This is a genomic window from Fluctibacter halophilus (genome assembly GCF_020687825.1).
Lineage (GTDB): Bacteria > Pseudomonadota > Gammaproteobacteria > Enterobacterales > Alteromonadaceae > Fluctibacter > Fluctibacter halophilus.
In genome coordinates this window covers 135,232-156,110 of the sequence record NZ_JAJEWP010000005.1, presented here as the reverse complement: position 1 = coordinate 156,110, position 20,879 = coordinate 135,232, and the positions used below count along the sequence as shown (strand labels likewise).

General features: G+C 54.0%; 19 protein-coding genes. 7 read left to right on the top strand and 12 right to left on the bottom strand.

From position 1 onward, the window contains the following. Nucleotide 1 precedes the first annotated feature (1 nt). From mshL to LJ739_RS15315, 7 genes are all read right to left on the bottom strand, one after another. Nucleotides 2–1,660, bottom strand: a complete 1,659-nt coding sequence (gene mshL / locus LJ739_RS15345) for a pilus (MSHA type) biogenesis protein MshL (RefSeq protein ID WP_229161935.1) — start codon at nucleotides 1,658–1,660, stop codon at nucleotides 2–4. Continuing rightward, nucleotides 1,650–1,958 (bottom strand): hypothetical protein, encoded by a 309-nt coding sequence (locus LJ739_RS15340; protein WP_229161934.1) that lies wholly within the window; start codon nucleotides 1,956–1,958, stop codon nucleotides 1,650–1,652. Before LJ739_RS15340 ends, mshL begins: the two co-directional genes overlap by 11 nt. A 10-nt stretch (nucleotides 1,959–1,968) precedes the next feature. Beyond that, the gene (gene gspM / locus LJ739_RS15335; RefSeq protein WP_229161933.1) at nucleotides 1,969–2,652 is read right to left on the bottom strand and encodes a type II secretion system protein GspM; all 684 of its coding nucleotides are present in this window, start codon (nucleotides 2,650–2,652) and stop codon (nucleotides 1,969–1,971) included. Next, entirely contained in the window at nucleotides 2,642–3,259 is a 618-nt protein-coding gene (locus LJ739_RS15330; RefSeq protein ID WP_229161932.1) for a PilN domain-containing protein, read from the bottom strand. The genes gspM and LJ739_RS15330 overlap by 11 nt, the downstream gene beginning before the upstream one ends. After that, on the bottom strand, nucleotides 3,256–4,185 hold the full coding sequence (locus LJ739_RS15325) for an MSHA biogenesis protein MshI (RefSeq protein ID WP_229161931.1): 930 nt from the start codon (nucleotides 4,183–4,185) through the stop codon (nucleotides 3,256–3,258). Before LJ739_RS15325 ends, LJ739_RS15330 begins: the two co-directional genes overlap by 4 nt. Nucleotides 4,186–4,438: 253 nt before the next feature. Further along, nucleotides 4,439–5,017 (bottom strand): single-stranded DNA-binding protein, encoded by a 579-nt coding sequence (locus tag LJ739_RS15320; RefSeq protein ID WP_229161928.1) that lies wholly within the window; start codon nucleotides 5,015–5,017, stop codon nucleotides 4,439–4,441. Nucleotides 5,018–5,032: 15 nt separating this feature from the next. Continuing rightward, on the bottom strand, nucleotides 5,033–6,382 hold the full coding sequence (locus LJ739_RS15315; RefSeq protein ID WP_229161926.1) for an MFS transporter: 1,350 nt from the start codon (nucleotides 6,380–6,382) through the stop codon (nucleotides 5,033–5,035). Between the two features lie 143 nt (nucleotides 6,383–6,525). On the opposite strand from LJ739_RS15315, the gene uvrA reads away from it, so the two are divergent. The 3 genes from uvrA to LJ739_RS15300 are packed head-to-tail and all read left to right on the top strand — an operon-like array spanning nucleotide 6,526 to nucleotide 10,458. After that, complete coding sequence (gene uvrA / locus LJ739_RS15310) at nucleotides 6,526–9,351, top strand: excinuclease ABC subunit UvrA (RefSeq protein WP_229161924.1); 2,826 nt, start codon at nucleotides 6,526–6,528, stop codon at nucleotides 9,349–9,351. Between the two features lie 16 nt (nucleotides 9,352–9,367). Beyond that, on the top strand, nucleotides 9,368–9,766 hold the full coding sequence (locus tag LJ739_RS15305; RefSeq protein ID WP_229161922.1) for an acyl-CoA thioesterase: 399 nt from the start codon (nucleotides 9,368–9,370) through the stop codon (nucleotides 9,764–9,766). After that, nucleotides 9,763–10,458, top strand: a complete 696-nt coding sequence (locus LJ739_RS15300; protein ID WP_229161921.1) for a 2OG-Fe(II) oxygenase — start codon at nucleotides 9,763–9,765, stop codon at nucleotides 10,456–10,458. Before LJ739_RS15305 ends, LJ739_RS15300 begins: the two co-directional genes overlap by 4 nt. Nucleotides 10,459–10,508: 50 nt before the next feature. Here the strand turns inward: LJ739_RS15300 and LJ739_RS15295 are convergent, their stop codons facing one another. The 4 genes from LJ739_RS15295 to ppa form a co-directional block, all read right to left on the bottom strand. Then, entirely contained in the window at nucleotides 10,509–12,128 is a 1,620-nt protein-coding gene (locus tag LJ739_RS15295; RefSeq protein ID WP_229161920.1) for a methyl-accepting chemotaxis protein, read from the bottom strand. 119 nt (nucleotides 12,129–12,247) lie between these two features. Next, nucleotides 12,248–12,706, bottom strand: a complete 459-nt coding sequence (locus LJ739_RS15290) for a DUF3299 domain-containing protein (protein ID WP_229161919.1) — start codon at nucleotides 12,704–12,706, stop codon at nucleotides 12,248–12,250. A gap of 12 nt (nucleotides 12,707–12,718) precedes the next feature. Beyond that, entirely contained in the window at nucleotides 12,719–13,927 is a 1,209-nt protein-coding gene (locus LJ739_RS15285) for an MFS transporter (RefSeq protein WP_229161918.1), read from the bottom strand. A 60-nt stretch (nucleotides 13,928–13,987) separates the two neighbouring features. Next, nucleotides 13,988–14,536 (bottom strand): inorganic diphosphatase, encoded by a 549-nt coding sequence (ppa, locus tag LJ739_RS15280; RefSeq protein WP_229161917.1) that lies wholly within the window; start codon nucleotides 14,534–14,536, stop codon nucleotides 13,988–13,990. A 332-nt stretch (nucleotides 14,537–14,868) separates the two neighbouring features. Between ppa and LJ739_RS15275 the strand changes: the two genes are divergently transcribed. After that, on the top strand, nucleotides 14,869–16,872 hold the full coding sequence (locus LJ739_RS15275; RefSeq protein ID WP_229161916.1) for a sodium-translocating pyrophosphatase: 2,004 nt from the start codon (nucleotides 14,869–14,871) through the stop codon (nucleotides 16,870–16,872). A gap of 65 nt (nucleotides 16,873–16,937) precedes the next feature. On the opposite strand, the gene LJ739_RS15270 is transcribed toward LJ739_RS15275, so the two are convergent. Next, nucleotides 16,938–17,909 carry a class 1 fructose-bisphosphatase gene (locus tag LJ739_RS15270; protein ID WP_229161915.1) on the bottom strand — a complete coding sequence of 324 codons (972 nt, stop codon included), beginning with the start codon at nucleotides 17,907–17,909 and terminating at the stop codon, nucleotides 16,938–16,940. A gap of 209 nt (nucleotides 17,910–18,118) precedes the next feature. Here LJ739_RS15270 and mpl point away from each other — a divergent pair, with 209 nt between their 5' ends. From mpl to LJ739_RS15255, 3 genes are read left to right on the top strand one after another with little or no spacing between them, the layout of a single operon-like run. Then, a complete protein-coding gene (gene mpl, locus LJ739_RS15265) occupies nucleotides 18,119–19,462 on the top strand; it encodes a UDP-N-acetylmuramate:L-alanyl-gamma-D-glutamyl-meso-diaminopimelate ligase (protein ID WP_229161914.1) in 1,344 nt (447 codons plus the stop codon). Between the two features lies 1 nt (nucleotide 19,463). Next, entirely contained in the window at nucleotides 19,464–20,099 is a 636-nt protein-coding gene (locus LJ739_RS15260) for a flavin prenyltransferase UbiX (protein ID WP_229161912.1), read from the top strand. Beyond that, on the top strand, nucleotides 20,096–20,878 hold the full coding sequence (locus tag LJ739_RS15255) for a S1/P1 nuclease (protein ID WP_229161911.1): 783 nt from the start codon (nucleotides 20,096–20,098) through the stop codon (nucleotides 20,876–20,878). The genes LJ739_RS15260 and LJ739_RS15255 overlap by 4 nt, the downstream gene beginning before the upstream one ends. The last annotated feature ends 1 nt before the right edge of the window (nucleotide 20,879 follow it).

Sequence of the window (20,879 nt, the reverse complement as noted above, 5' to 3'; positions counted from 1 at the left end):
ACTACTCCACGTATAGCCAGTCGGCCATCTTGTCACGGCTCTGTCGGAGTTGCTGCTTCCAGGTATCCGGCCCAACCACCGTGGGTTTGAGCAAAATCACCAACTCCTTCTTGGTTTCCACGTCGTGTCGACTGGTAAACAACTCGCCAAGTAACGGGATACTGCCGAGTAGTGGGGTTTTCGAATGACGTTCAGAGATAATCGACTGCATCAAACCACCAATCACCACAATTTCACCGGAGCTGGCCCGAATCACAGTGTCTGATTCGCGGATGTTGCTTTGTGCCAGCGGCAGTACAAAGCGTTCTTCGTTGAGGGTGATAACTTTTTCCTGCTCTTCGGTCTCAACAACAGAAGGATGCACATGCAACAACACGCTGCCATCGTCATCAATCTGAGGTGTTACATCCAAGGCGATACCGGAGAAAAACGGCGTCAGCTCGATGTTGGGGGTCACCGTGGTGGTGCCCGATGTGATGGTATTCTGGTTGGACACATCAGTGACAAAGTATTCATCATCACCAACTTTGATCACCGCTTTCTGATTGTTTGTCGCCGTGACCCTGGGACTGGAAAGCACTTGCACGTTGCCCTGGGTGGACAGCAGTGACAACACTCCGGAGAAATCAGCATTCAGAAACGACAGGTTGGTGACGCCCCCCAAGGTTGCCGAGATGCCATTGCCGAAACTGCCACCGGTGGTGCTCAACACAAACTCCGTGCTGCCGCTGTTCTCAACAATCTGACTCCAGTTGATGCCTTGCTGATACTCGTCACTTAAGGACACCTCCAGCACCCGGGCTTCCAGTACCACCTGGCGCTGGATATTTCGTTGGGACGCTTGCAAAAAGGTACGAATTTCGCGAATTTCACGGGGTAATGCGCGCACCGTCACCAGACCCGCCTGTGGCATCACCATCACCGAACGGCCTTCCTTATCACCCAACAGACCGTTCAATGTTTCTTGTAACTGTTCCCAGAAATTGGTTTCCGTGCGGGTCTGAATATTGGTGCCATTGATGGTATTGCCAAACTGGCCGCTGCCGATACTGTTGCCGTTGCTGTTATTCCCGGAGAAATTGTTGAACCCGTTTCGATTATTGTTCTGTCGGTTGGAACCATCCTGTTGAGACACGCCACCGGATGAAATGCTGGTTTGGGTAATACCATCACGCTGCATCAGCAGATAGTTGACCGCAATGGTCTCTGTGCGCATACCCGCCGGATAAACTCGGTAGACCTTGCCGCTGCGTTGAATGTCAAATCCATACAAGTCTGACACCAGCGTCATCACATCCGACAGGGTCACCTGCTTCAGGTGCAGGCTGATCGTCCCGCTAACGTCCGGATGAATTGCTGCACTGAATGGCGTGTCCGCCACCAATGACGAAAAGAAACTGACCGCATCCACCTGTTGCGCGTTAACGTCATACAAGGGTTCACTGAACAGCGCTTGCTGACTGCCCTCGGTTTGGGGCATCAATGCTTCATCGACCGCACTGGGCAATGTGTTCAATTGATCTGCAGCAGCGGCAGACGTGCGTTGTTCAGCTTCCTGCGCTGATGACTCCATTGCCTGCTGTGCGGGCCCGACAGATGTACTCTGACATCCTGTCAGGACCACCGCAGCCAGACCGGTAAGCCAGCGTTTAGCCTTCATTCCCATGCTCTTTCAACACCGTTTTTTGATTCATTTTAATGCGCCTTATCTGATCATTATCAAGCAGGGTTACGCCCTCGGCATCAATGGCTTTCACCTCAATACCTTTCCACACCTGCCCTTCGGTGACCAAATCACCGTTGATGATTGCGCGTCGATTTAACGGGCCAACAAACACTGCATTGACCTCAATATTCTTGACCGCCGACGGCCCTTCTGCCGACTGCCCCTTGCTGTTCAGTGGCCGGGTTGGATCCACAGCCCCCTGGCTATAAAAGGCCATCAAAGACAGTATCAAGCAAACGCCGCTAACCTTCATCCCACACCCCCATAAAGGTTGATTGGGTACTGAGGGTATACACGGTCAGCTCCACGCTGGCTACCGGATAATTCGTCACCTGATAGTCCATGGCCTGCCAGTACAGTTGCCAGGGCAAGGACTCCAGGGCTGACAAATAGGACTGCACATCGGTATACCGGCCTTCGATGGTCAGCGTAACACCGTGCTGGTAAAGATTGGTGTCCACCGCCAGCTGGTCGCCACCGCCGGTCGTGTCCGCCGTTAACAATGGTGTTGGCGGCAACGAACGCAACGAAATCAGTTCGACACGATCGGATTGGGACAGCATTTCTCGCAGCAAAGACGCCATCTTACCGGCCGGGATCAAGTCATGAGTTTGCGAGTAGAGGGCGTTTTTCAACGCGACCTGTTCAGCCAGCAACGCCTCCTGTTGTTGCCGCTCGCTGTCATTAGGATCGTTTTTCAACGCGGTCATTACCGCCGCAATCTGGCCTTCAGTGGCGGCCAAACGCTGGGCATATCCTTGCGCTTCCTGCGCGGCCTGTTGCTGTTGTTGGTTCATCGGTTCAATCACCATCCAGTAACCCACCATGGTGATCGCCAACACACCAGCAATCACCACCAAACCACGCTCACGGGCAGTCAATTGTTCAAACAGCGTTTGCCAGCGCGACATACGATTACTGGCCACGGCGCACCTCCTCGGTGTCAGCATGACTGGCGCTGGTCAACACGAAACCCAGTGAAGCCTGATCTTCATCTCTCTGTAAGCGCGCCTGCGCAAACCCGGTACCGTACAGGACATCACTGTGTTTTAAGTTTTCAACCCAGGCCGGCACCGCTGAAGAACTGGCGCTGTGGCCTTCAAGCTGAATGAAATCTGCGCCCAGTTGGATACGGGTCAGGGCAATATCCTGATGATGCAGGCGTGCCAGATCGCTAAGCAGAGGCGAGAACCCCCGCTGCTTTTGTTGTTCTCTGGCCTGCAACGCAGAGACTATTTTGCGGTACATGCGGTTCTGCTCAGACAATGCGCGGTTTTTCGCCACCAATACCGGATCCGGTTTACGTTGCTGCAAGGTCTGGGTAAGTTTTTCCAGCGTCGTGCGCGCTTGCGCCAGACTATCGGCGCCCTGCAGCGCCTGCTGCTGTGACAAGGCCCGCTGCTGATACGCATAGGCGGTCCACCCCACCGTGATAAGCAATGCTAACGCCACTAAGGTTGTGGAAAAACCCGCACTCAGCAATACCAAACGAGGTTGAAACGCGGGGCGGTAGAAATTGATCCGGTTTTTCATTCAACACCTCCCAACGAACAAGGTGTCAGTGCAGCGCCAAGACTCGGCAACGGCGTCCCTCCCAGTGCTTCTTGATTGGCCACACCCGGAGGATTAATGACCTCCACCGGCATCAGTAACTGCGCCTGCAACACACTGATCAACTCATCTGGGTATTGGGTGTCGATCCCTACCAAGAGCTTGCGTACCGGTGCCTGTCGAAGTTGGCTTTCGAAATAATCCATCGAGCGTTGAATTTCAATCGACAGGTTTTCCGCCACGCCCATCGACAGTTCCTGAGCGGAAAAACCGGCCAGATTTTCATATCCCCGCAAGCGCCGGGAAAAATATAAGTTGCCGTTTTTGACAATGTTAAGGCACAGATCATGGCCCCCCTGTTGCACCAATGTCAGGACAGCATCGTCCTCTGGAGCAAACAGTTCACAGATGGCAAGCTCGGCAACGCTGATCCCACGCAACTGTAATCCAGCCATCACCATGCCGCCGCAGATGTTCTCAATGTCCTGTTGCGGCATGGCAATCACATTGAGTTTGTTGTGACCCGGCGTCTGAACCGGATGCTCATAGTATTCCACCACCAGCGGCTGGTCGGTGCCGAGAAGCTCTTTGGCAGACCATTGCAATGCCTGGGCGATCTCCGCCTCTGGGACATTCGGGCGTTCAATTTGCAGGACTTGATAGCGTGTCACCGAAAACGCCACATAGCAGGGCGTGTTGGCCAATCCGTGTTGGGCAACGTAGGTACTCAGGTGTTCAACCCAGTTTTGCATGGGTAATGTGGTGCGAAGCGCAATGCGCAGGGACGATCCGGAACGTACCAAGGCGGTCAGGTGCAGTTCCTGCAAACCTAACTCAATCCCCAGTGAAAAGAACTTCGAAGCGCCCCTGAATCGTTGCTTCAGAAACGCCCGCCAACCCATGCGCATAGTGGCAGCTTATTGTCGTTATATGCCTTAGGGCTATTACAGCAAAGAATGTATCAAAGTGCTAGCACTTAAAACCCTATTTAAAATAACAAGTTAGTCCATTTCTTCGCGGTTATTTCTGACCTAAAACGGCATTCCTAACCCTGAATCAGGGTCGGTTGCCAACCGACCACTGCCAAATCGCTGAGTTGAGCTGATCAAAATGACCCTCAGCGAGCGCAAAAAAAACCTGCCGAAGCAGGTTTTTAGGGATTTAGAACGGGATGTCGTCATCAAAGTCAAAATCCGGTTCGGCCATGGGTTGCTGTGGCTTGCTACCACCCTGTGGCGCCTGCTGGCTGCCCTGGTAATTACCCTGACTTCCTCCTTGGCTACCGCCTTGGTTGCCACCTGCGTATTGCCCTTGGGCTTGAGGTGCACCTTGTGCTTGATTGTAACCCGGGTTCTGTTGACGAGGTGCCTGATTCTGGAATCCACCACCTTCACCCTGACCACCACGACCACCTAACATTTGCATTTGATCGACAATGATTTCGGTGGTGTAACGATCCTGGCCTTGTTGGTCTTGCCATTTACGGGTCTGCAATTTGCCTTCCACGTAAATCTGTGAGCCTTTGCGCAGGTACTCACCAGCCACTTCAGCCAAACGACGGTACATGGTCAGGCGGTGCCACTCGGTACGTTCCTGAATTTGTCCCTGCTGATCTTTCCAGCTTTCACTGGTAGCCAGGCTCAAATTGGCGACGGCATTGCCGTTGGGCATGTAGCGAACTTCTGGATCTTGGCCCAGATTGCCCACTAAGATTACTTTGTTTACGCCTTTACTCGCCATGCTAACTCCTGCTTTTTACTGTTCATTGCTGGCCACTGCTCGGGCCTTTCGTACATCGAAGGACGCGCCTTCTACTTTCAGATATGCCACCTGCTGGTCAGGTACGAGGGTAATGTCGAGGACACCTTGCAACTGACCGAGCGCCTGGCTCAGTTGCGCCTCACTGCGGGCGCCCAGATTGATGGGTAGTGTATACCGTTTTACACGCTCAGTCCTCTGCAATTTGCGCAGACTGAAAATCCACACAATGCAGACAACACCTGCAATGCTCAAGCTTAAGTGTGGCACATTTAAATCGCTTGCAAGTCCAGAAATACTGCCACCTAAAAACGCACCGAAAAACTGCCATGTCGCATAGATCCCCATGGCAGAGCCTTTCTTCCCGGCCGGTGCTACGCTGGATACCCAGGCAGGCAAGTTGGCTTCGAGGAAATTAAACCCGGTAAAAAACACCCACAACAACAACGCAAGGGTCCAGAGTTGCTCAACCGAGGTGCTGAAACCAAGCAACGATGTGCCCAACAACAACCATGCAATACCGGCACTGAGGGTATTTCCGAGCCGCGGGGTCAAACGCATCAGCATCGCCATGGCTAACACAGACGCCACCAACACCGGCAGGTAAATTTGCCAGTGTTCATCCAACCCGTAGCCCTTATCTGCCAACCATGTCGGCAACTGCATGAACAATAAAGTGATCAACAGGTGCAACAAGCACACACTGACGTTGAGGGTCAACAACGTGGGATGACTGATCAGTCGCAGCACATCGCCGGGCACCGGCAGGGTATCGCCCACCGGCGCCAGATTCGTTGCCGTCGGCACCGCAAAAACGACTAACGGCAAACATAGCAAGGCCATCACTGCGGTCACCCAGAATATGCCTGATAGACCCACGTGCTCCGCCAGGATAGGGCCCAGCAAGACCGCCAAATAAAACGAGAAACCAATCGCGATGCCGATGATCGCCATGACTTTCGGACGTTGTTGCTCACGGCTGATATCGCCGGCCAGTGCCATCACAGCACCCGCAATCGCACCTGCGCCCTGTAAAAAACGCCCCACAACGACCCATTGCAGACTGGTGGCCATACCCGCCACTGCACTGCCAAGGGCAAACAGCAACAAACCGGCGATGATCACCGGCTTGCGACCCAGACGGTCAGACAACACGCCCATGGGAATTTGCAGACAGGCCTGGGTCAGCCCATAGCCACCGACGGCCAGGCCCACCAGCAACGGCGAATAATCCGGGTATTCAATGGCCAATACGGCCAGTACCGGCAAGACCATAAAAAGGCCCAACATGCGCAGTACATAGACAATGGCAAGCGACACAGCGCCGCGGATTTCGGTAGCGTTCAAAACAACTTCAATGATTTAAGGTGACTACAAGGCGGCGCAGTTTAGCATATTTTGATAAATCAGTTAGCCCTTGGCTGCACGGATATAGAGTGACGTGACAGACTGTGCAATAATTGTCGCTTTTCGGCTTCCATAAGGTCGGTATGGACAAAATAGAAATTCGCGGCGCACGCACCCACAACCTGAAAAACATTGACCTGGACTTGCCCCGGGACAAGCTGATTGTGGTCACTGGGCTGTCTGGTTCAGGTAAGTCATCACTGGCATTCGATACCTTGTACGCAGAGGGACAACGCCGTTATGTCGAATCCCTGTCTGCCTATGCGCGCCAATTCCTGTCGATGATGGAAAAGCCCGATGTTGATCACATCGAGGGCTTATCACCGGCGATCTCCATTGAGCAAAAGTCGACCTCACACAATCCCCGTTCGACGGTGGGCACGATTACCGAAATTTACGATTACCTGCGTTTGTTGTTCGCCCGCGTCGGCGAACCCCGCTGCCCCGATCATCATACCCCGTTGGCTGCGCAAACCATCAGTCAGATGGTTGACCGGGTACTGGAAATGCCCGAAGGCAGCAAACTGATGCTGCTGGCGCCAGTTGTACAGGACCGTAAAGGCGAACACATCAAAACCCTGGAAAACCTCGCCGCCCAGGGCTTTATCCGCGCCCGAATAGACGGTGAAGTGTGCGATCTATCCGATCCGCCGCCGCTGGATCTGCATAAAAAGCACACCATCGAAGTGGTGGTCGACCGCTTTAAAGTCCGGGACGACCTCAAACTGCGTCTGGCAGAATCTTTCGAAACCGCGCTGCAACTGTCCGGTGGTACCGCCCGAGTGGCGTTTATGGATGAGCCGGGCAAAGAACCCCTGGTGTTTTCCGCCAATTTCGCCTGTCCCCATTGCGGCTACAGCATGGCGGAACTGGAACCCCGCTTGTTCTCGTTTAACAACCCTGCGGGTGCGTGCCAGACCTGTGATGGTCTGGGTACACGGCAATTTTTTGATCCTGCGCGGGTGATCAGTAATGTCGAACTCAGCCTGTCCGGTGGAGCAATCCGCGGGTGGGACAAACGCAGCTATTACTATTTCCAGATGCTGCAAGCCGTCGCTGAACATTATGGTTTCGATCTGACCACACCTTGGCAGGATCTCGACCAAAAGGCGCAGGAGGTTGTGCTATACGGTAGCAAAGGCACCTCGATCAAATTCAAGTACATCAATGATCGCGGTGACATCATGGAGCGCAAACACCCGTTCGAAGGGATCCTGCCCAACATGGAGCGTCGCTACCGCGAAACAGAATCCAACGCGGTAAGGGAAGAACTGGCCAAATACCTAAGCCAACAGCACTGTAACAGTTGTGGTGGCACCCGCCTGCGCCTCGAAGCCCGCAACGTGTTTATCGCAGACACCACCCTGCCCGCCATCACTGAGCTGTCGATTGCCGATTCACTGGCCTTTTTCGAGGGCCTCAGCTTGCACGGCCAACGCGCCCAGATTGCGGAAAAGATCCTCAAAGAAATCGGTGACCGCTTGCGTTTTCTGGTCAACGTTGGGTTGAACTACCTGAACCTGTCCCGCAGCGCCGACACCCTGTCCGGCGGCGAAGCCCAGCGCATCCGATTGGCCAGCCAGATTGGTGCCGGTCTGGTGGGCGTCATGTACGTGTTGGATGAACCGTCCATCGGCCTGCACCAGCGTGACAACGAACGACTGCTGGCAACCCTGACGCATCTGCGTGACCTCGGCAACACCGTGATCGTGGTTGAGCATGATGAGGATGCCATCCGGGCGGCCGACTATGTGGTCGACATTGGCCCCGGTGCCGGCGTTCACGGTGGAGAAATCGTCGCCCAGGGTGACGTTGAGGCAATAAAGTCAAGTGAACACTCACTCACAGGAAAATATCTATCCGGTAGGGAAAAGATCGAAGTGCCTGCCGAACGTACGGTGAACAAGGACGACCAGTGGGTGGTGTTGGAAGGGGCCAGTGGTAACAACCTCAAAGACGTTACCCTGCGCGTACCGATTGGCCTGATGACCTGTGTGACCGGTGTATCCGGGTCGGGTAAGTCAACCCTGATCAACGACACGTTTTACAAAATCGCACATCGCGAATTGAATGGCGCCACTACCGGTGAACCGGCCCCTTACCAATCCATACAAGGGCTCGATCAGCTAGACAAAGTGGTGGACATCGATCAAAGCCCGATTGGACGCACACCGCGCTCGAATCCGGCCACCTATGCGGGCATTTTTACCGGTATACGGGAGCTGTTTGCCGGTACCCAAGAGGCCCGCTCCCGCGGTTACAAACCCGGACGTTTCTCGTTCAATGTCAAAGGGGGACGCTGCGAAGCGTGCCAGGGCGATGGTGTGATCAAGGTAGAAATGCACTTCCTGCCCGATGTGTACGTGCCCTGCGATGTGTGTAAGGGCAAGCGCTACAACCGGGAAACCCTGGAAGTGCAATACAAAGGCAAGAACATCCACCAAGTGCTGGAAATGACCGTAGAAGATGCACGTCACTTTTTTGATGCCATTCCGGCCATTGCCCGCAAGCTGCAAACCCTGATGGATGTCGGCCTGTCCTACATTCGGCTGGGGCAGTCTGCGACCACCCTGTCAGGTGGTGAAGCCCAACGGGTCAAACTGGCCAAGGAGCTGTCCAAGCGGGATACCGGCCAGACCCTGTACATTCTTGACGAGCCCACCACCGGATTGCATTTCCACGACATCCAGCAACTGTTGCACGTACTGCACAGACTGCGTGATCACGGCAATACCGTGGTGGTCATTGAACACAACCTTGATGTGATCAAAACCGCCGACTGGCTGATTGATCTGGGCCCTGAAGGGGGCGCCGGTGGCGGCCAAATTATCGCCGAAGGCACGCCGGAAACCCTTTGCCAGAGCGCTGTATCACATACCGCCCGGTTCCTGAAACCCATGCTCAACTGATTGTTGCGGAGACCACATGCTCAGTGAAACGTTTAAAGTCAGATTTTGTGAAACCGATGGCCTCGCCCATGTCAGCAATACGGTGATCGTGGCGTGGTTCGAAACCGCCCGGGAGGATATCTTCCGGATTTTCACCCCGACCCTGTCATTGGATAACTGGCCGTTGATCCTGGCCAGCTATCAGGTCGATTTTCATCAACAGCTGTTTTACGGTTCGCCGGTGGAAGTGCGTACCTACGTATCCCGCATGGGCAACAGCTCTTTCGATACTTACCAGGAAGTCTGGCAAAACGGTCAGAAATGCGCTTCGGGTACCACCACCCTGGTACATTTTGATTACGAGGCCAATAAAGCTGCGCCGATCACGGCTCAGCAACGAGAGGCACTCAGTCAGCACCTGAAGGAGACGGCATGAGCGATTTTATCGAAGTCATCGACGATGTGCTCAGCCCGGCATTGTGCGAGCAGTTCATTCAGCAGTTCGAAAACAGCAACAACCGTTATCAAGGACGCACGGGTGGCGGTGTGGATACCGATAAGAAACGTTCAACAGACGTGTCAATCAGTCAGCATCCGGAGTTCAGAGACAGTTTTCAGCAATTGTTACCCAAGATCAGTGAGCATGTGATCAAGTATTTTGAAAAGCACCTGTTTGCCCTGATCGGCCCCATCGGCCTGACCGTCAAAGACCCGGACAACGGGCAACCGGTCAAATTAACGATGGAAAATTTTGACCGGGTCGGTAAGCCCAACCTGAGCAACCTGGTGCAGTACCTGTTCCGTATTGGCGATATTAACGCGCAGAAATATGACGCGAATTCAGGCGGTTATCCCTACTGGCATTCAGAAGTGTACCCGCAGCCGGTGCACAACGATGCCCTGCACCGCATCATGCTGTTCATGTTTTACCTCAATGATGTCGATGAAGGCGGTGAAACCGAATTCTATTACCAGCAGCGTAAGGTGCAGCCCAAAGCAGGTCGCATGGTTATCGCACCGGCCTATTTCACCCATACCCACCGGGGCAACATTCCACGCTCCAATGACAAATACATTCTGACCTCATGGATCCTGTTCAACCAGGCAGAAAAAATCTACACCCAATAACCAAAACGCCCCGCAGGGTGCGGGGCGTCAGATTGTTGCAAAAGACGTTGTTAGACCTTGAACTGCTTGGTGATCGCTTCCAGGTGTTTGGCCAGTTGTGCCAGCTCGCTACTGACCGACGCCATGCGACCGGAGCTGTTTGACGTTTCGGCCGTTTTCTCGTTGATTTCATCCACGTTCATACAAATGGTATCTGCCACTTTTTGCTGCTCGCCGGTGGACGCTGCAATCTGGTCATTCATATGGGTAATCTTGCCGATCGTATTGGTGATCACTTCCAGGCTTGCACCCGCTTTATTGGCGGTCTCCACACTGGCATCGGCCTGATCGGTACCGCGCCCCATCACTGTTACAGCAGAGCGGGCTGCATTTTGCAATTGCTCAATGGTCGTTTGGATCTCTTCCGTACTTTGTTGGGTGCGTGACGCCAGGGTGCGTACTTCGTCCGCGACCACGGCAAAACCGCGTCCCTGCTCACCAGCACGGGCGGCTTCAATGGCCGCGTTCAACGCCAGCAAGTTGGTTTGTTCTGCGATACCTTTGATCACATCGAGTACCACACCAACCTGATTCGAGTCCGCCTCCAGTTTTTTGATCACATCTGCCGTTTCCTGCACGTTGGTCGCCAGTTGCTGGATGCTACGCACGGTCTCATCCACCACCGCTTGACCGTCATGGGCCGCGTCAGACGCTTCAGACGCAGCGGTCGCCGCTTCTGCCGCACTGGTTGCCACTGAGTTAACACTCTCGGTCAGATGATCAACACCCGACTTGGCTTGTGACGCACTGCGCTGCTGCACTTCAATGGTACGATTGGTGTCGTCAGTAAGCTGGTTAAGGTTTTGCGCCAGCTCGGACAATGGCAAAGAGGCGTTAACGATGTCTTTAACCACATTTTGCAGCTTTTCCATAAACTGATTGAACCAATACACCAAATCGCCAATTTCGTCCTTGTTGCGGGTATCCAGACGGACGGTCAAATCACCGTTTTCCTGCGCGATGTCGCGCAGTGAATCAACCACCTTATTGACGCTGCTTTTCAGACTGTTGACGATCGGGAACGCCGTGGCAAACAACACCACGGTGGTGAAAATGCCCATCACCACGCCCACCACGATCATACGTTGGGCAGCGCTGTTGGACTCAGAAATGGCGGATTCGAAATCGTTCAGGCGGGCATCACGAAACGCCGCCAGGTCTTTGGTGGCCTTATCGTAGTATTCGTTCATCTGTGACGACAACTGACCCAACTTGGAAAAGTCAGCGGTGCCATCGACCATGGATTTTGACACTTCAAAAGCGAGCGAATAGTAATCGTCGAAGGTTTTCTGGATCCCATTGGCCTGGGCACTGAGATTAGGTGCCACCGACTTGATGGTATTCAGCCCTTGCCGGGCCTGGTTGGCATATTCACTGGCCTGATTCAGTGACTCCTCGTCACCGGTGGTCACCGCGCTGGCCAGTACATCACGCACCTTTTCCATATCCACCAACGCACTGCTGGAGGCCTGCAATGCAGGGAACTGCACGTCTTTGGCATCTTCCAGCGACGCCACATTGTTGAGTGCCGTTACGCTGGTGATCAACAAATAGACCACAAACATGGCGGTGCCAATGATCGGGATCAGGAACAGCTTTTGAGCAATTGACATGCGCAGTAAAAAATTCATCAATCTACCTACCGTTAATGTGCCAGCGTCACTGAATATTGCGTTAGATATTCAACACTTAGACGAGTATAGACGAGATTTTGGCAACACAGCGGTAAACTGCCATTGGTCTTTAGCCGCTAGCCTTCAAACGGGCTGACCTGTTTGCCTTCCAGCACATAGCCAACCGTGGCGATATCGCCCTGCCATCCGTCTGTGGTTAAAACGCCGGTGACCCAAATCGCGTCATTGATATTATCTATCGGCACGCCATCGGGAAACTTCACATACACGATCTGATTCGGGGGCGGTGGTGGAACGTGGATACAAGCGCCAAAGTAAGGCACCAGCAAAAAGGCAGTGGTGTTGCGCCCATCCCCTTCCAACGGCACGACAAACCCCGGAATCTTGACCGTCTTGCCGTCGTAGGTATGCACTACTGGCGCATCCAGATCCTGCTGGACCATGCTACCGTCATGATTTACCGGGGCCTGAGCCTGGCTCTGACCACTGGGTACAAGGTCTTCCCAATACACCTCCGGCGGCTCGGCAAACACCGTTGACGACAGTAACAAGGCAAACAGTACTACACAGCGCATGGTCAGTTTCTCTCAGTCGATCGATTCAGACAATTGATTGGCCCAGCGGCCCGGATTTCTGCGCACTTCACAACCGGGCGCCGGATGGCGGGGCATGTTAGCGGCAAGGGCAAATGAACACAATGCGAATCCTGCTCCGGTCACAAAAACCGCCGCAGGAGACACCAACCATACCATACCGAGCAACGCCGGTATAACCACTGCAGCAATATGATTGATGGTAAAACTGACACTGGCGGTGGCAGCGATGTCCTTGGGATCAGCGATTTTCTGGAAATAGGTTTTCATCGCGATGGCCATGGCAAAAAACAGATGATCAACGACATACAGACCCGCTGCCACATGGCCATCCTCCACCACGGCATAGCCCACAAACACCAGGATCAGGCCGGTATATTCAATCATCAGTGCGCGCTGTTCGCCGACGCGATGGATCCAGCGTCCGATCGCGGGCGCAAACAGCAGGTTGAACACATAGTTGATCAAGAACAGCAGGCTGATATCGCCCACAGAATAGCCGAACTTTTCCACCATCATGAACGCGGCGAAGACCATAAAAATTTGTCGCCGGGCGCCACTGCAAAACGTCAGACCGTAATACAACCAGTAGCGTTTGCGCAGCAGCAGGTGCTTGTGTTGGGTGTTTGGTTGTTCGAAGCGCGGAAAGTGCCACCACAACGCCAACACTGCCAGCACACCAATCCCGCCGGCCAGCATGTAGGTGGTGCGATAGCTGACATCTGACCATTCCATCAGCAACCAGATGCCGCCATACGCTAACAACGACGCCAGGCTCTTGACCGCCAATTGCTGACCCATGAAATGCGGGGTCTTGTCTTTCGCCAGCCACTGCAGGGTGAGTGATTGATTGATGGTTTCAAAGTAATGAAACCCAATCGACATCACTACGGTTGTGCAATACAACCCAATTTCAAACGGCAGCCAGCCAGTGGCGGCGACCCCGATGCTCATCAGTGCCAGCGACAACAGTGCGAAGGACTGTTCCTTGATCACCAGCAGCACGAACACCGCGGTGAATGCCAAAAAGCCTGGCACTTCGCGCAAGCTTTGCAAAATCCCTATCTGGGCACCGTTGAAGGCAGCCTTCTCAACGACAAAGTTATTCAGCAACGCCATCCATACTGAAAACACCAAGGGCATCAGACCGGCCATTGCCAACAGCAAAGTATGCGGTTGCTTGTGCCAGGGTTGAAGATTCATGCGCGCTCCAAACAAAAAAGGGATAAAAAAAGCCGACTCATGGTCGGCTTTTTCAGTGCGTTAGAACGCAGGCTTGTCGTCGGTCTCTTCGTAGCGTTTCACGCTGTCGAGAATTTCCTGCTTGGCTGCATCGCTGCCTTGCCAGCCTTCAATCTTAACCCACTTGTTAGGTTCCAGATCTTTATAGTGCTCGAAGAAATGCTCAATCTGATTGCGCAGCAATTCAGGGGTCTGATCAATTTCTGTGATGCCACGGTAAATGGTCGACAACTTGTCAGCCGGCACCGCCAGGACTTTAGCGTCGGCCCCAGACTCATCGGTCATGTTCAACACGCCTACCGGGCGGCAACGGATCACGGAACCGGCCAACAGTGGGAACGGCGTGATCACCAATACATCAACCGGGTCGCCGTCTTCTGACAGAGTGTGCGGCACGTAACCGTAGTTGGTAGGGTAGTGCATGCAGGTGGCCATGAAACGATCTACAAAAATCGCACCGGATTCCTTGTCGACTTCATATTTCACCGGATCAGAATGGGCGGGGATTTCAATGATCACATTGATTTCGTCAGGCAGGTTTTTACCTGCGGGCACAGCATTCAAGCTCATCGGAGTAACCTTCTAAAAACGTGTTTGGGATGGTGCAATTATACTGGCTACAGGGCCAAGATGAAATCTTTCAGCCGCCGGATAAGGCAGCTTTTTGAGCAAAACGCACAATAAATCAGCAAAAGCTTGAACTTTGCCCATAATGATCGTTATAGTCACTCCGAAGATGTTAATTTTTTGTAAATAAAACAAAGGGCTATCGGGCGCCAATCACTACGCGAAAAACGCGTACCGACAGACCCAAACATCGCAAAGCGTGTGCTGCTTTCGCCCAGGGTAATTGCAGTGATGTCGCACTTTGTGTCATAGCCACTCTGTCTTTAGGGGATATTATGACCGACCTACTCTACCTGCCACCCGTGCTGGGGATTGCCGGCCTGTGCTGCGCACTGGCCATCTATATGATCATCAAAAGCAAGCCGGTCACCAACGCGGCGATTGGCAAAATTGCTGATGCCATTCACCATGGCGCCATGGTGTTCATGCACCGTGAATACAAAATGCTGTTTTTATTCGCGCTGGTGGTGGGCATCGCACTGTATTTCTCGCTCGGGCAGTACACCGCGATTGCCTTCACGGTTGGCGCATTGTGTTCTGCACTGGCCGGCTACATCGGCATGTTTACTGCCACCAAAGCGAACGTCAGAACGACCCAGGCGGCCCACGATACGGGTGCTGCAGACGCCTTATCCATCGCCTTTATGGGCGGTTCAATCATGGGGCTGTGTGTGGCGTCCATGGGCCTGTTGGGCCTTGGCAGTCTTTACTGGTATTTTGGGGGTGATCCCAGCACCGCGCACATCATCCACGGCTTCGGCATGGGTGCCTCGGTGGTCGCCTTGTTTTCCCGTGTTGGCGGCGGTATCTACACCAAAAGTGCTGACGTTGGCGCTGATCTGGTCGGCAAGGTCGAGGCCGGCATTCCCGAGGACGATCCCCGCAACCCCGGCGTAATTGCCGACAACGTAGGTGACAATGTGGGCGATGTTGCGGGCATGGGTTCAGATATCTTTGAGTCCTATTGCGGTTCAATGATTGCCACTATTGCGATTGCCTCAACCATGGCCGTGGGTACTCTGGGTAGCCGTGAATCACTGATGTTTTTACCCCTGGCGCTCGCCTCCACAGGCTTACTGTGCTCGGTGCTGGGCATCATTCTGGTCAATATGATGTCCTCTTCCAAACCCGACGTGGCATTGCGCGCCGGCACCATGTCTGCTGCGGTGTTGTTCATCGCCGCCGCCTACTTCGTAGTCGGTCAGGCCGGCATTGATACCCACGTGTGGTGGGCGGTACTCAGCGGCGCCGTAGGTGGCATCATTATCGGTCTGGTCACGGAGTATTACACCGCTGCCGCCCCGGTACGAAAAATTGCCAAAGCCGGAGAGACCGGTTCGGCCACCGTCATGATCACTGGCCTGTCGGTCGGCATGCAATCGGTGGTGATTCCTGTGCTGACCATCTGCGTGATCATTTTTGTGTCGACCAGCCTGTCCGGGTTGTACGGAGTAGGTATCGCCGCAGTGGGTATGCTTGCCACGGTCGGCATCACCATGGCCATCGACGCCTACGGTCCGGTCGCTGATAATGCCGGTGGCATCGCCGAAATGGGTGGGCTGGGCAAAGAAACCCGCGAGATCACCGATTCTCTGGACGAACTGGGTAATACCACAGCTGCGATCGGCAAAGGCTTCGCGATTGGCGCAGCAGCCTTAGCAGCGCTGGCAATCATTGCCGCATTTGTGGAAACCATGACCCTGAGGTTTGACGGTTTCACCCTGCATCTGGGCAATCCGATGGTGTTGATTGGCTTGTTCATCGGCGGCGTACTGCCGTTTCTGATCGCCTCTATTACCATGACGGCGGTCGGTGATGCGGCGTTTGAAATGATCCAGGAAATTCGTCGTCAGTTCCGTGAAATCAAAGGCTTGATGGAAGGTCAGGCGGAGCCGGATACAGCGCGCTGCGTTGACATTGCTACCACAGCAGCACTGAAGAAAATGCTGTTGCCAGGTGCCATTGCCGTGGCAGTGCCACCGATTGTCGGCTTTGGCCTTGGTGCCCATGCACTCGGCGGTATGTTGGGCGGTGCATTACTGGGCTGCGTGTTGCTGGCGCTGATGATGGCCAATGCCGGCGGCGCCTGGGACAATGCCAAAAAGTATGTCGAAAAAGGCAACCTCGGTGGCAAAGGCTCTGACGTGCACGCCGCCGCTGTTGTGGGTGATACCGTCGGAGACCCGTTCAAAGACACTTCGGGTCCTTCGATGAATATCCTGATCAACGTCATGGCGATTGTCAGTCTGGTGATAGCGCCAATCCTGCCACATCTTTAGACGATGTGCTGTTGATATAAAAAAACCGCTCAACTGAGCGGTTTTTTCATTCTGATGTAACGCTGTTATTTGGCGTAATAGGTCAAACAGGTTTCAACCTCTTCACGAGAGCCCATGATCACCGGCACCCGCTGATGGATTTCCCGCGGCATCACTTCAAGAATACGCGTATCGCCGGTGGAAGAAGCACCACCAGCTTGTTCAATCAGGAATGACATTGGATTGGCTTCATACAACAACCGCAGCTTGCCCGGAATCTTCGGATTACGCTGGTCAAACGGGTAGGCGAAAATGCCACCACGACACAATACCCGGTGAATATCGCCGACCATTGCCCCGACCCAACGCATGTTGAAGTTTTTGCCCCGAGGCCCTTCATCACCCAGCAACAGATCTGACACGTATTGTTGCATCGGCGGTTCCCAATGACGCTGATTGGAGGCGTTGATGGCGAACTCTTTGGTTTGCTCCGGGATTTGCACATTGGCTTCAGTTAACAGGAAACCACCGTGGGTTTTATCCAACGTGTACAGATGTGTACCCCGTCCGGTGGTCATTGCCAGCATGGTAGACGGTCCGTACAGCACGTAGCCTGCCGCAACCATCTGGATACCCGGCTGCAGAAAGGCAGAAGGATCATCCGCCTCCATCCACTGTGGTGCGTGGGTAATGGAGAAAATCGTGCCGATCAGACTGTTAATGTCGGTATTTGACGAGCCATCCAGGGGATCGAAACTGACCAGGTACTTGCCTTCCGGATTACAGGCCACCACATCGTCTTCTTCTTCCGACGATATGGCTTTAACATAACCGGATTCTTTGAGGATGTCCTTGAGGATCTGATTGGAAATCACATCCAGCTTTTTCTGCGTTTCACCCTGTACGTTTTCACTCAGCAGTGATCCCAGCACGCCAGCCAAAGCACCCTGGCTAACGCGGAAAGAGATTTCTTTACAGCCCGCCAACAATGTTCTGATCAGCAGGATAAGTTCAAGCGGTGCACCGTCTTCTTGCAGTTGGGAGTTAAGTCGTTTCATCGGGTTCTGGCCCTTTTCCTTTGTGTGTAGGTACTGAAGGTAGCTGTGCTTGTCATTGTTTTTTTTCGCACGGCGTAGGATTGTACCTGCATTTGCACAAAAACTCAGCCGTAATGGCCAGATTCTTCACACGAACTGATAGAGTTTCAGTGGGTTAGGCGAAATGAATCTGGTAATCTTAGCCAAAATTCGAGCTCAACTCTGAAACTATGCACATACATATTCTGGGCATTTGCGGCACCTTTATGGGCGGCATTGCCGCGATCGCCAAGGCGATGGGCCATCAGGTCACAGGCAGCGACGCCAACGTTTATCCGCCCATGAGCGACCAGCTGGAGCAGTTGGGGATCACGCTGACACAAGGTTTCGATCCCCAGCAGCTTGACCCGGCACCGGACATTGTGATCATTGGCAATGCGTTGTCGCGGGGCAACCCGGCGGTTGAATACGTGCTGGATCGCAATATTCCCTATATCAGTGGTCCACAATGGTTAAGCGAACATGTGCTGCGGGATCGTTGGGTCCTGGCGGTCAGCGGCACCCACGGCAAAACCACCACCAGCAGTATGCTGGCCTGGATCCTTGAATATGCCGGTTTGAATCCGGGTTTTCTGATCGGTGGTGTGCCGGAAAACTTCGGTATTTCCGCGCGTTTGGGCGATGCGCCGTTTTTCGTCATCGAAGCCGATGAATACGACAGTGCCTTCTTCGATAAGCGCTCCAAATTTGTTCACTATCATCCCCGCACGCTGGTGCTGAACAACCTGGAGTTCGATCATGCCGACATCTTTGACGATCTGTCGGCCATTCAGCGCCAGTTTCATCATCTGATGCGGGTACTGCCCGGCACTGGCCTGGCGATTGCGCCAAAGCAGGATGAAAACCTGCGTAAAGTGCTGGACATGGGCTGCTGGAGCCCGGTGCAATTTCTCGGCGGTGAATGGCTGGCCACCAACCAGAATCAAGACGGTAGCGCCTTTGATGTGAGCTTTAAGGGTCAACGCCTGGGCCGGGTGAATTGGCCGCTGTTCGGACAACACAATGTCAACAACGCGCTGATGGCCATTGCTGCGGCCCGTCATGCCGGTGTTAAACCGGACATTGCCATCGCCGCGCTGGGCGAGTTTGTCAACGTTAAACGGCGCATGGAAGTTCGTGGACAAGTTAACGACATCACCGTGTATGACGATTTTGCCCATCACCCCAGCGCCATCCAGACCACGGTGCAAGGGCTCAGAAAACGGGTCGGTGACGGGCGTATTCTGGCAATACTCGAACCGCGTTCTGCCACCATGAAGATGGGTGTACACCGCGAGACCTTGCCCAAGAGCTGGGGTGATGCCGACAGTGTGTTTGTGTATGCCCCGGTAGGGCTGGGATGGCCAACCGATGATCTCAAAGCTTTCAGTGACGTCGATGTTGGCGTGTATCAGGATATGGATAATCTGGTCCGTGCTATCATCCAACATTGCCGTCCGGGCGATCACCTGCTGGTCATGAGTAATGGTGGCTTCGGCGGTATCCATCAACGACTGCTAGAGGAGCTGGCCTGACATGCAACAACCACAGACCATCACTGTCGCGTTCACTGGCGCATCCGGTGCACCGTACGGCCTGCGTTTGGTGGAGAAGCTGCTGGCCGCAAAGTGCCGGGTGTATCTGCTGATTTCATCGGCGGCCAGGGTTGTCATGGCCACCGAGCAGGACCTTAAAATCCCCGCCGGGCCCGATGCAGCCAGTGCGTTTTTTCGCACCCGCTTTGGCTGTGAAGACGACCAATTGACGGTATTTGGTAAAGACGATTGGTTTTCACCGGTCGCGTCCGGCTCTGCCGCACCTCGTCAGATGGTCATCTGTCCGTGCTCAACCGGCACGTTGTCTGCGGTGGCGACGGGCAAAAGTGACAACCTGATCGAACGGGGCGCTGATGTGGTACTTAAAGAACGGGGCCAACTCATTGTGGTGCCTCGCGAAATGCCGCTGTCTACACTGCATCTGGAAAACATGCTGGCACTGTCTCGCATGGGTGTTACTGTGATGCCTGCAGCACCAGGCTTTTACCATCAGCCTGAATCCATTCAGGACATGGTCGATTTTGTGGTGGCCCGTATACTGGACCACCTCGCAATAGAACAAACGCTGGTACCCCGTTGGGGCTACCAGCCAAATGGAAGGGATCATAGATCATGATTAAAAACCTGCTTGCCATCATCGCCGTCGGCGTGTTGTTCCAGTCGCCAGCTTTCGGCTGGGGTCAAACCGGCCACCGGATTAGCGGGCAAATCGCCCAGGCATATCTGACACCACAGGCACAGGCGCAAATCGCCGCCCTTTTCCCCACCGTTACCCTGGCTGAAATGTCTACACTGGCGGACGAAATGCGCTCTGAACAAACCGAGTTCTGGCAGAAGACCGCCAATCCCTGGCATTACGTGACGGTGCCCCATGGCAAAACCTACGCTGAAGCGGAACATCCCGAGCACGGTGATGCATACACCGCACTGCAGGATTTCAGCCGTACCCTGAAAGATCCCAAGGCGCCGCTGGAAGACCGTCGTCTGGCGCTGCATTTTATTGTCCACATCATTGGCGATTTGCACCAGCCACTGCATGCCGGGAACGGCACCGACCGGGGCGGCAACGATGTAAAACTGGAATTTTTCTGGCAAAACTCAAACCTGCACCGGGTGTGGGACTCGGGCATGATTGATCAGAAGCAATTATCGTATACGGAGTGGAGCGACTGGTTGCTGGCCAAAATCACCGCCGAGCAACAGCAGCAATGGCTTCAAAACGATCCGTTGGTATGGATTAAAGAATCAACCGCGATTCGCGACACCATTTATCCGGACAAAGATGCCATTTCTTACCAATACCTGCACCAGAACCTGCCCACGGTAAAACAGCGTCTGCAGCAGGCCGGCGTTCGTATCGCCAGTTACCTCAACGCCCTGTTCAGCCAGCCATAAG

Bases quoted from the DNA above. Each gene is read 5' to 3' on its own strand.
- LJ739_RS15330 (WP_229161932.1), bottom strand. From the start codon at position 3,259: ATGAAAAACCGGATCAATTTCTACCGCCCCGCGTTTCAACCTCGTTTG.
- LJ739_RS15255 (WP_229161911.1), top strand. From the start codon at position 20,096: ATGATTAAAAACCTGCTTGCCATCATCGCCGTCGGCGTGTTGTTCCAG.
- LJ739_RS15290 (WP_229161919.1), bottom strand. From the start codon at position 12,706: ATGCGCTGTGTAGTACTGTTTGCCTTGTTACTGTCGTCAACGGTGTTT.
- LJ739_RS15325 (WP_229161931.1), bottom strand. From the start codon at position 4,185: ATGCGCATGGGTTGGCGGGCGTTTCTGAAGCAACGATTCAGGGGCGCT.
- LJ739_RS15270 (WP_229161915.1), bottom strand. From the start codon at position 17,909: ATGAAACGACTTAACTCCCAACTGCAAGAAGACGGTGCACCGCTTGAA.
- LJ739_RS15275 (WP_229161916.1), top strand. From the start codon at position 14,869: ATGACCGACCTACTCTACCTGCCACCCGTGCTGGGGATTGCCGGCCTG.
- LJ739_RS15285 (WP_229161918.1), bottom strand. From the start codon at position 13,927: ATGAATCTTCAACCCTGGCACAAGCAACCGCATACTTTGCTGTTGGCA.
- LJ739_RS15260 (WP_229161912.1), top strand. From the start codon at position 19,464: ATGCAACAACCACAGACCATCACTGTCGCGTTCACTGGCGCATCCGGT.
- ppa (WP_229161917.1), bottom strand. From the start codon at position 14,536: ATGAGCTTGAATGCTGTGCCCGCAGGTAAAAACCTGCCTGACGAAATC.
- LJ739_RS15295 (WP_229161920.1), bottom strand. From the start codon at position 12,128: ATGAATTTTTTACTGCGCATGTCAATTGCTCAAAAGCTGTTCCTGATC.
- mshL (WP_229161935.1), bottom strand. From the start codon at position 1,660: ATGAAGGCTAAACGCTGGCTTACCGGTCTGGCTGCGGTGGTCCTGACA.
- LJ739_RS15305 (WP_229161922.1), top strand. From the start codon at position 9,368: ATGCTCAGTGAAACGTTTAAAGTCAGATTTTGTGAAACCGATGGCCTC.
- LJ739_RS15320 (WP_229161928.1), bottom strand. From the start codon at position 5,017: ATGGCGAGTAAAGGCGTAAACAAAGTAATCTTAGTGGGCAATCTGGGC.
- uvrA (WP_229161924.1), top strand. From the start codon at position 6,526: ATGGACAAAATAGAAATTCGCGGCGCACGCACCCACAACCTGAAAAAC.
- mpl (WP_229161914.1), top strand. From the start codon at position 18,119: ATGCACATACATATTCTGGGCATTTGCGGCACCTTTATGGGCGGCATT.
- LJ739_RS15300 (WP_229161921.1), top strand. From the start codon at position 9,763: ATGAGCGATTTTATCGAAGTCATCGACGATGTGCTCAGCCCGGCATTG.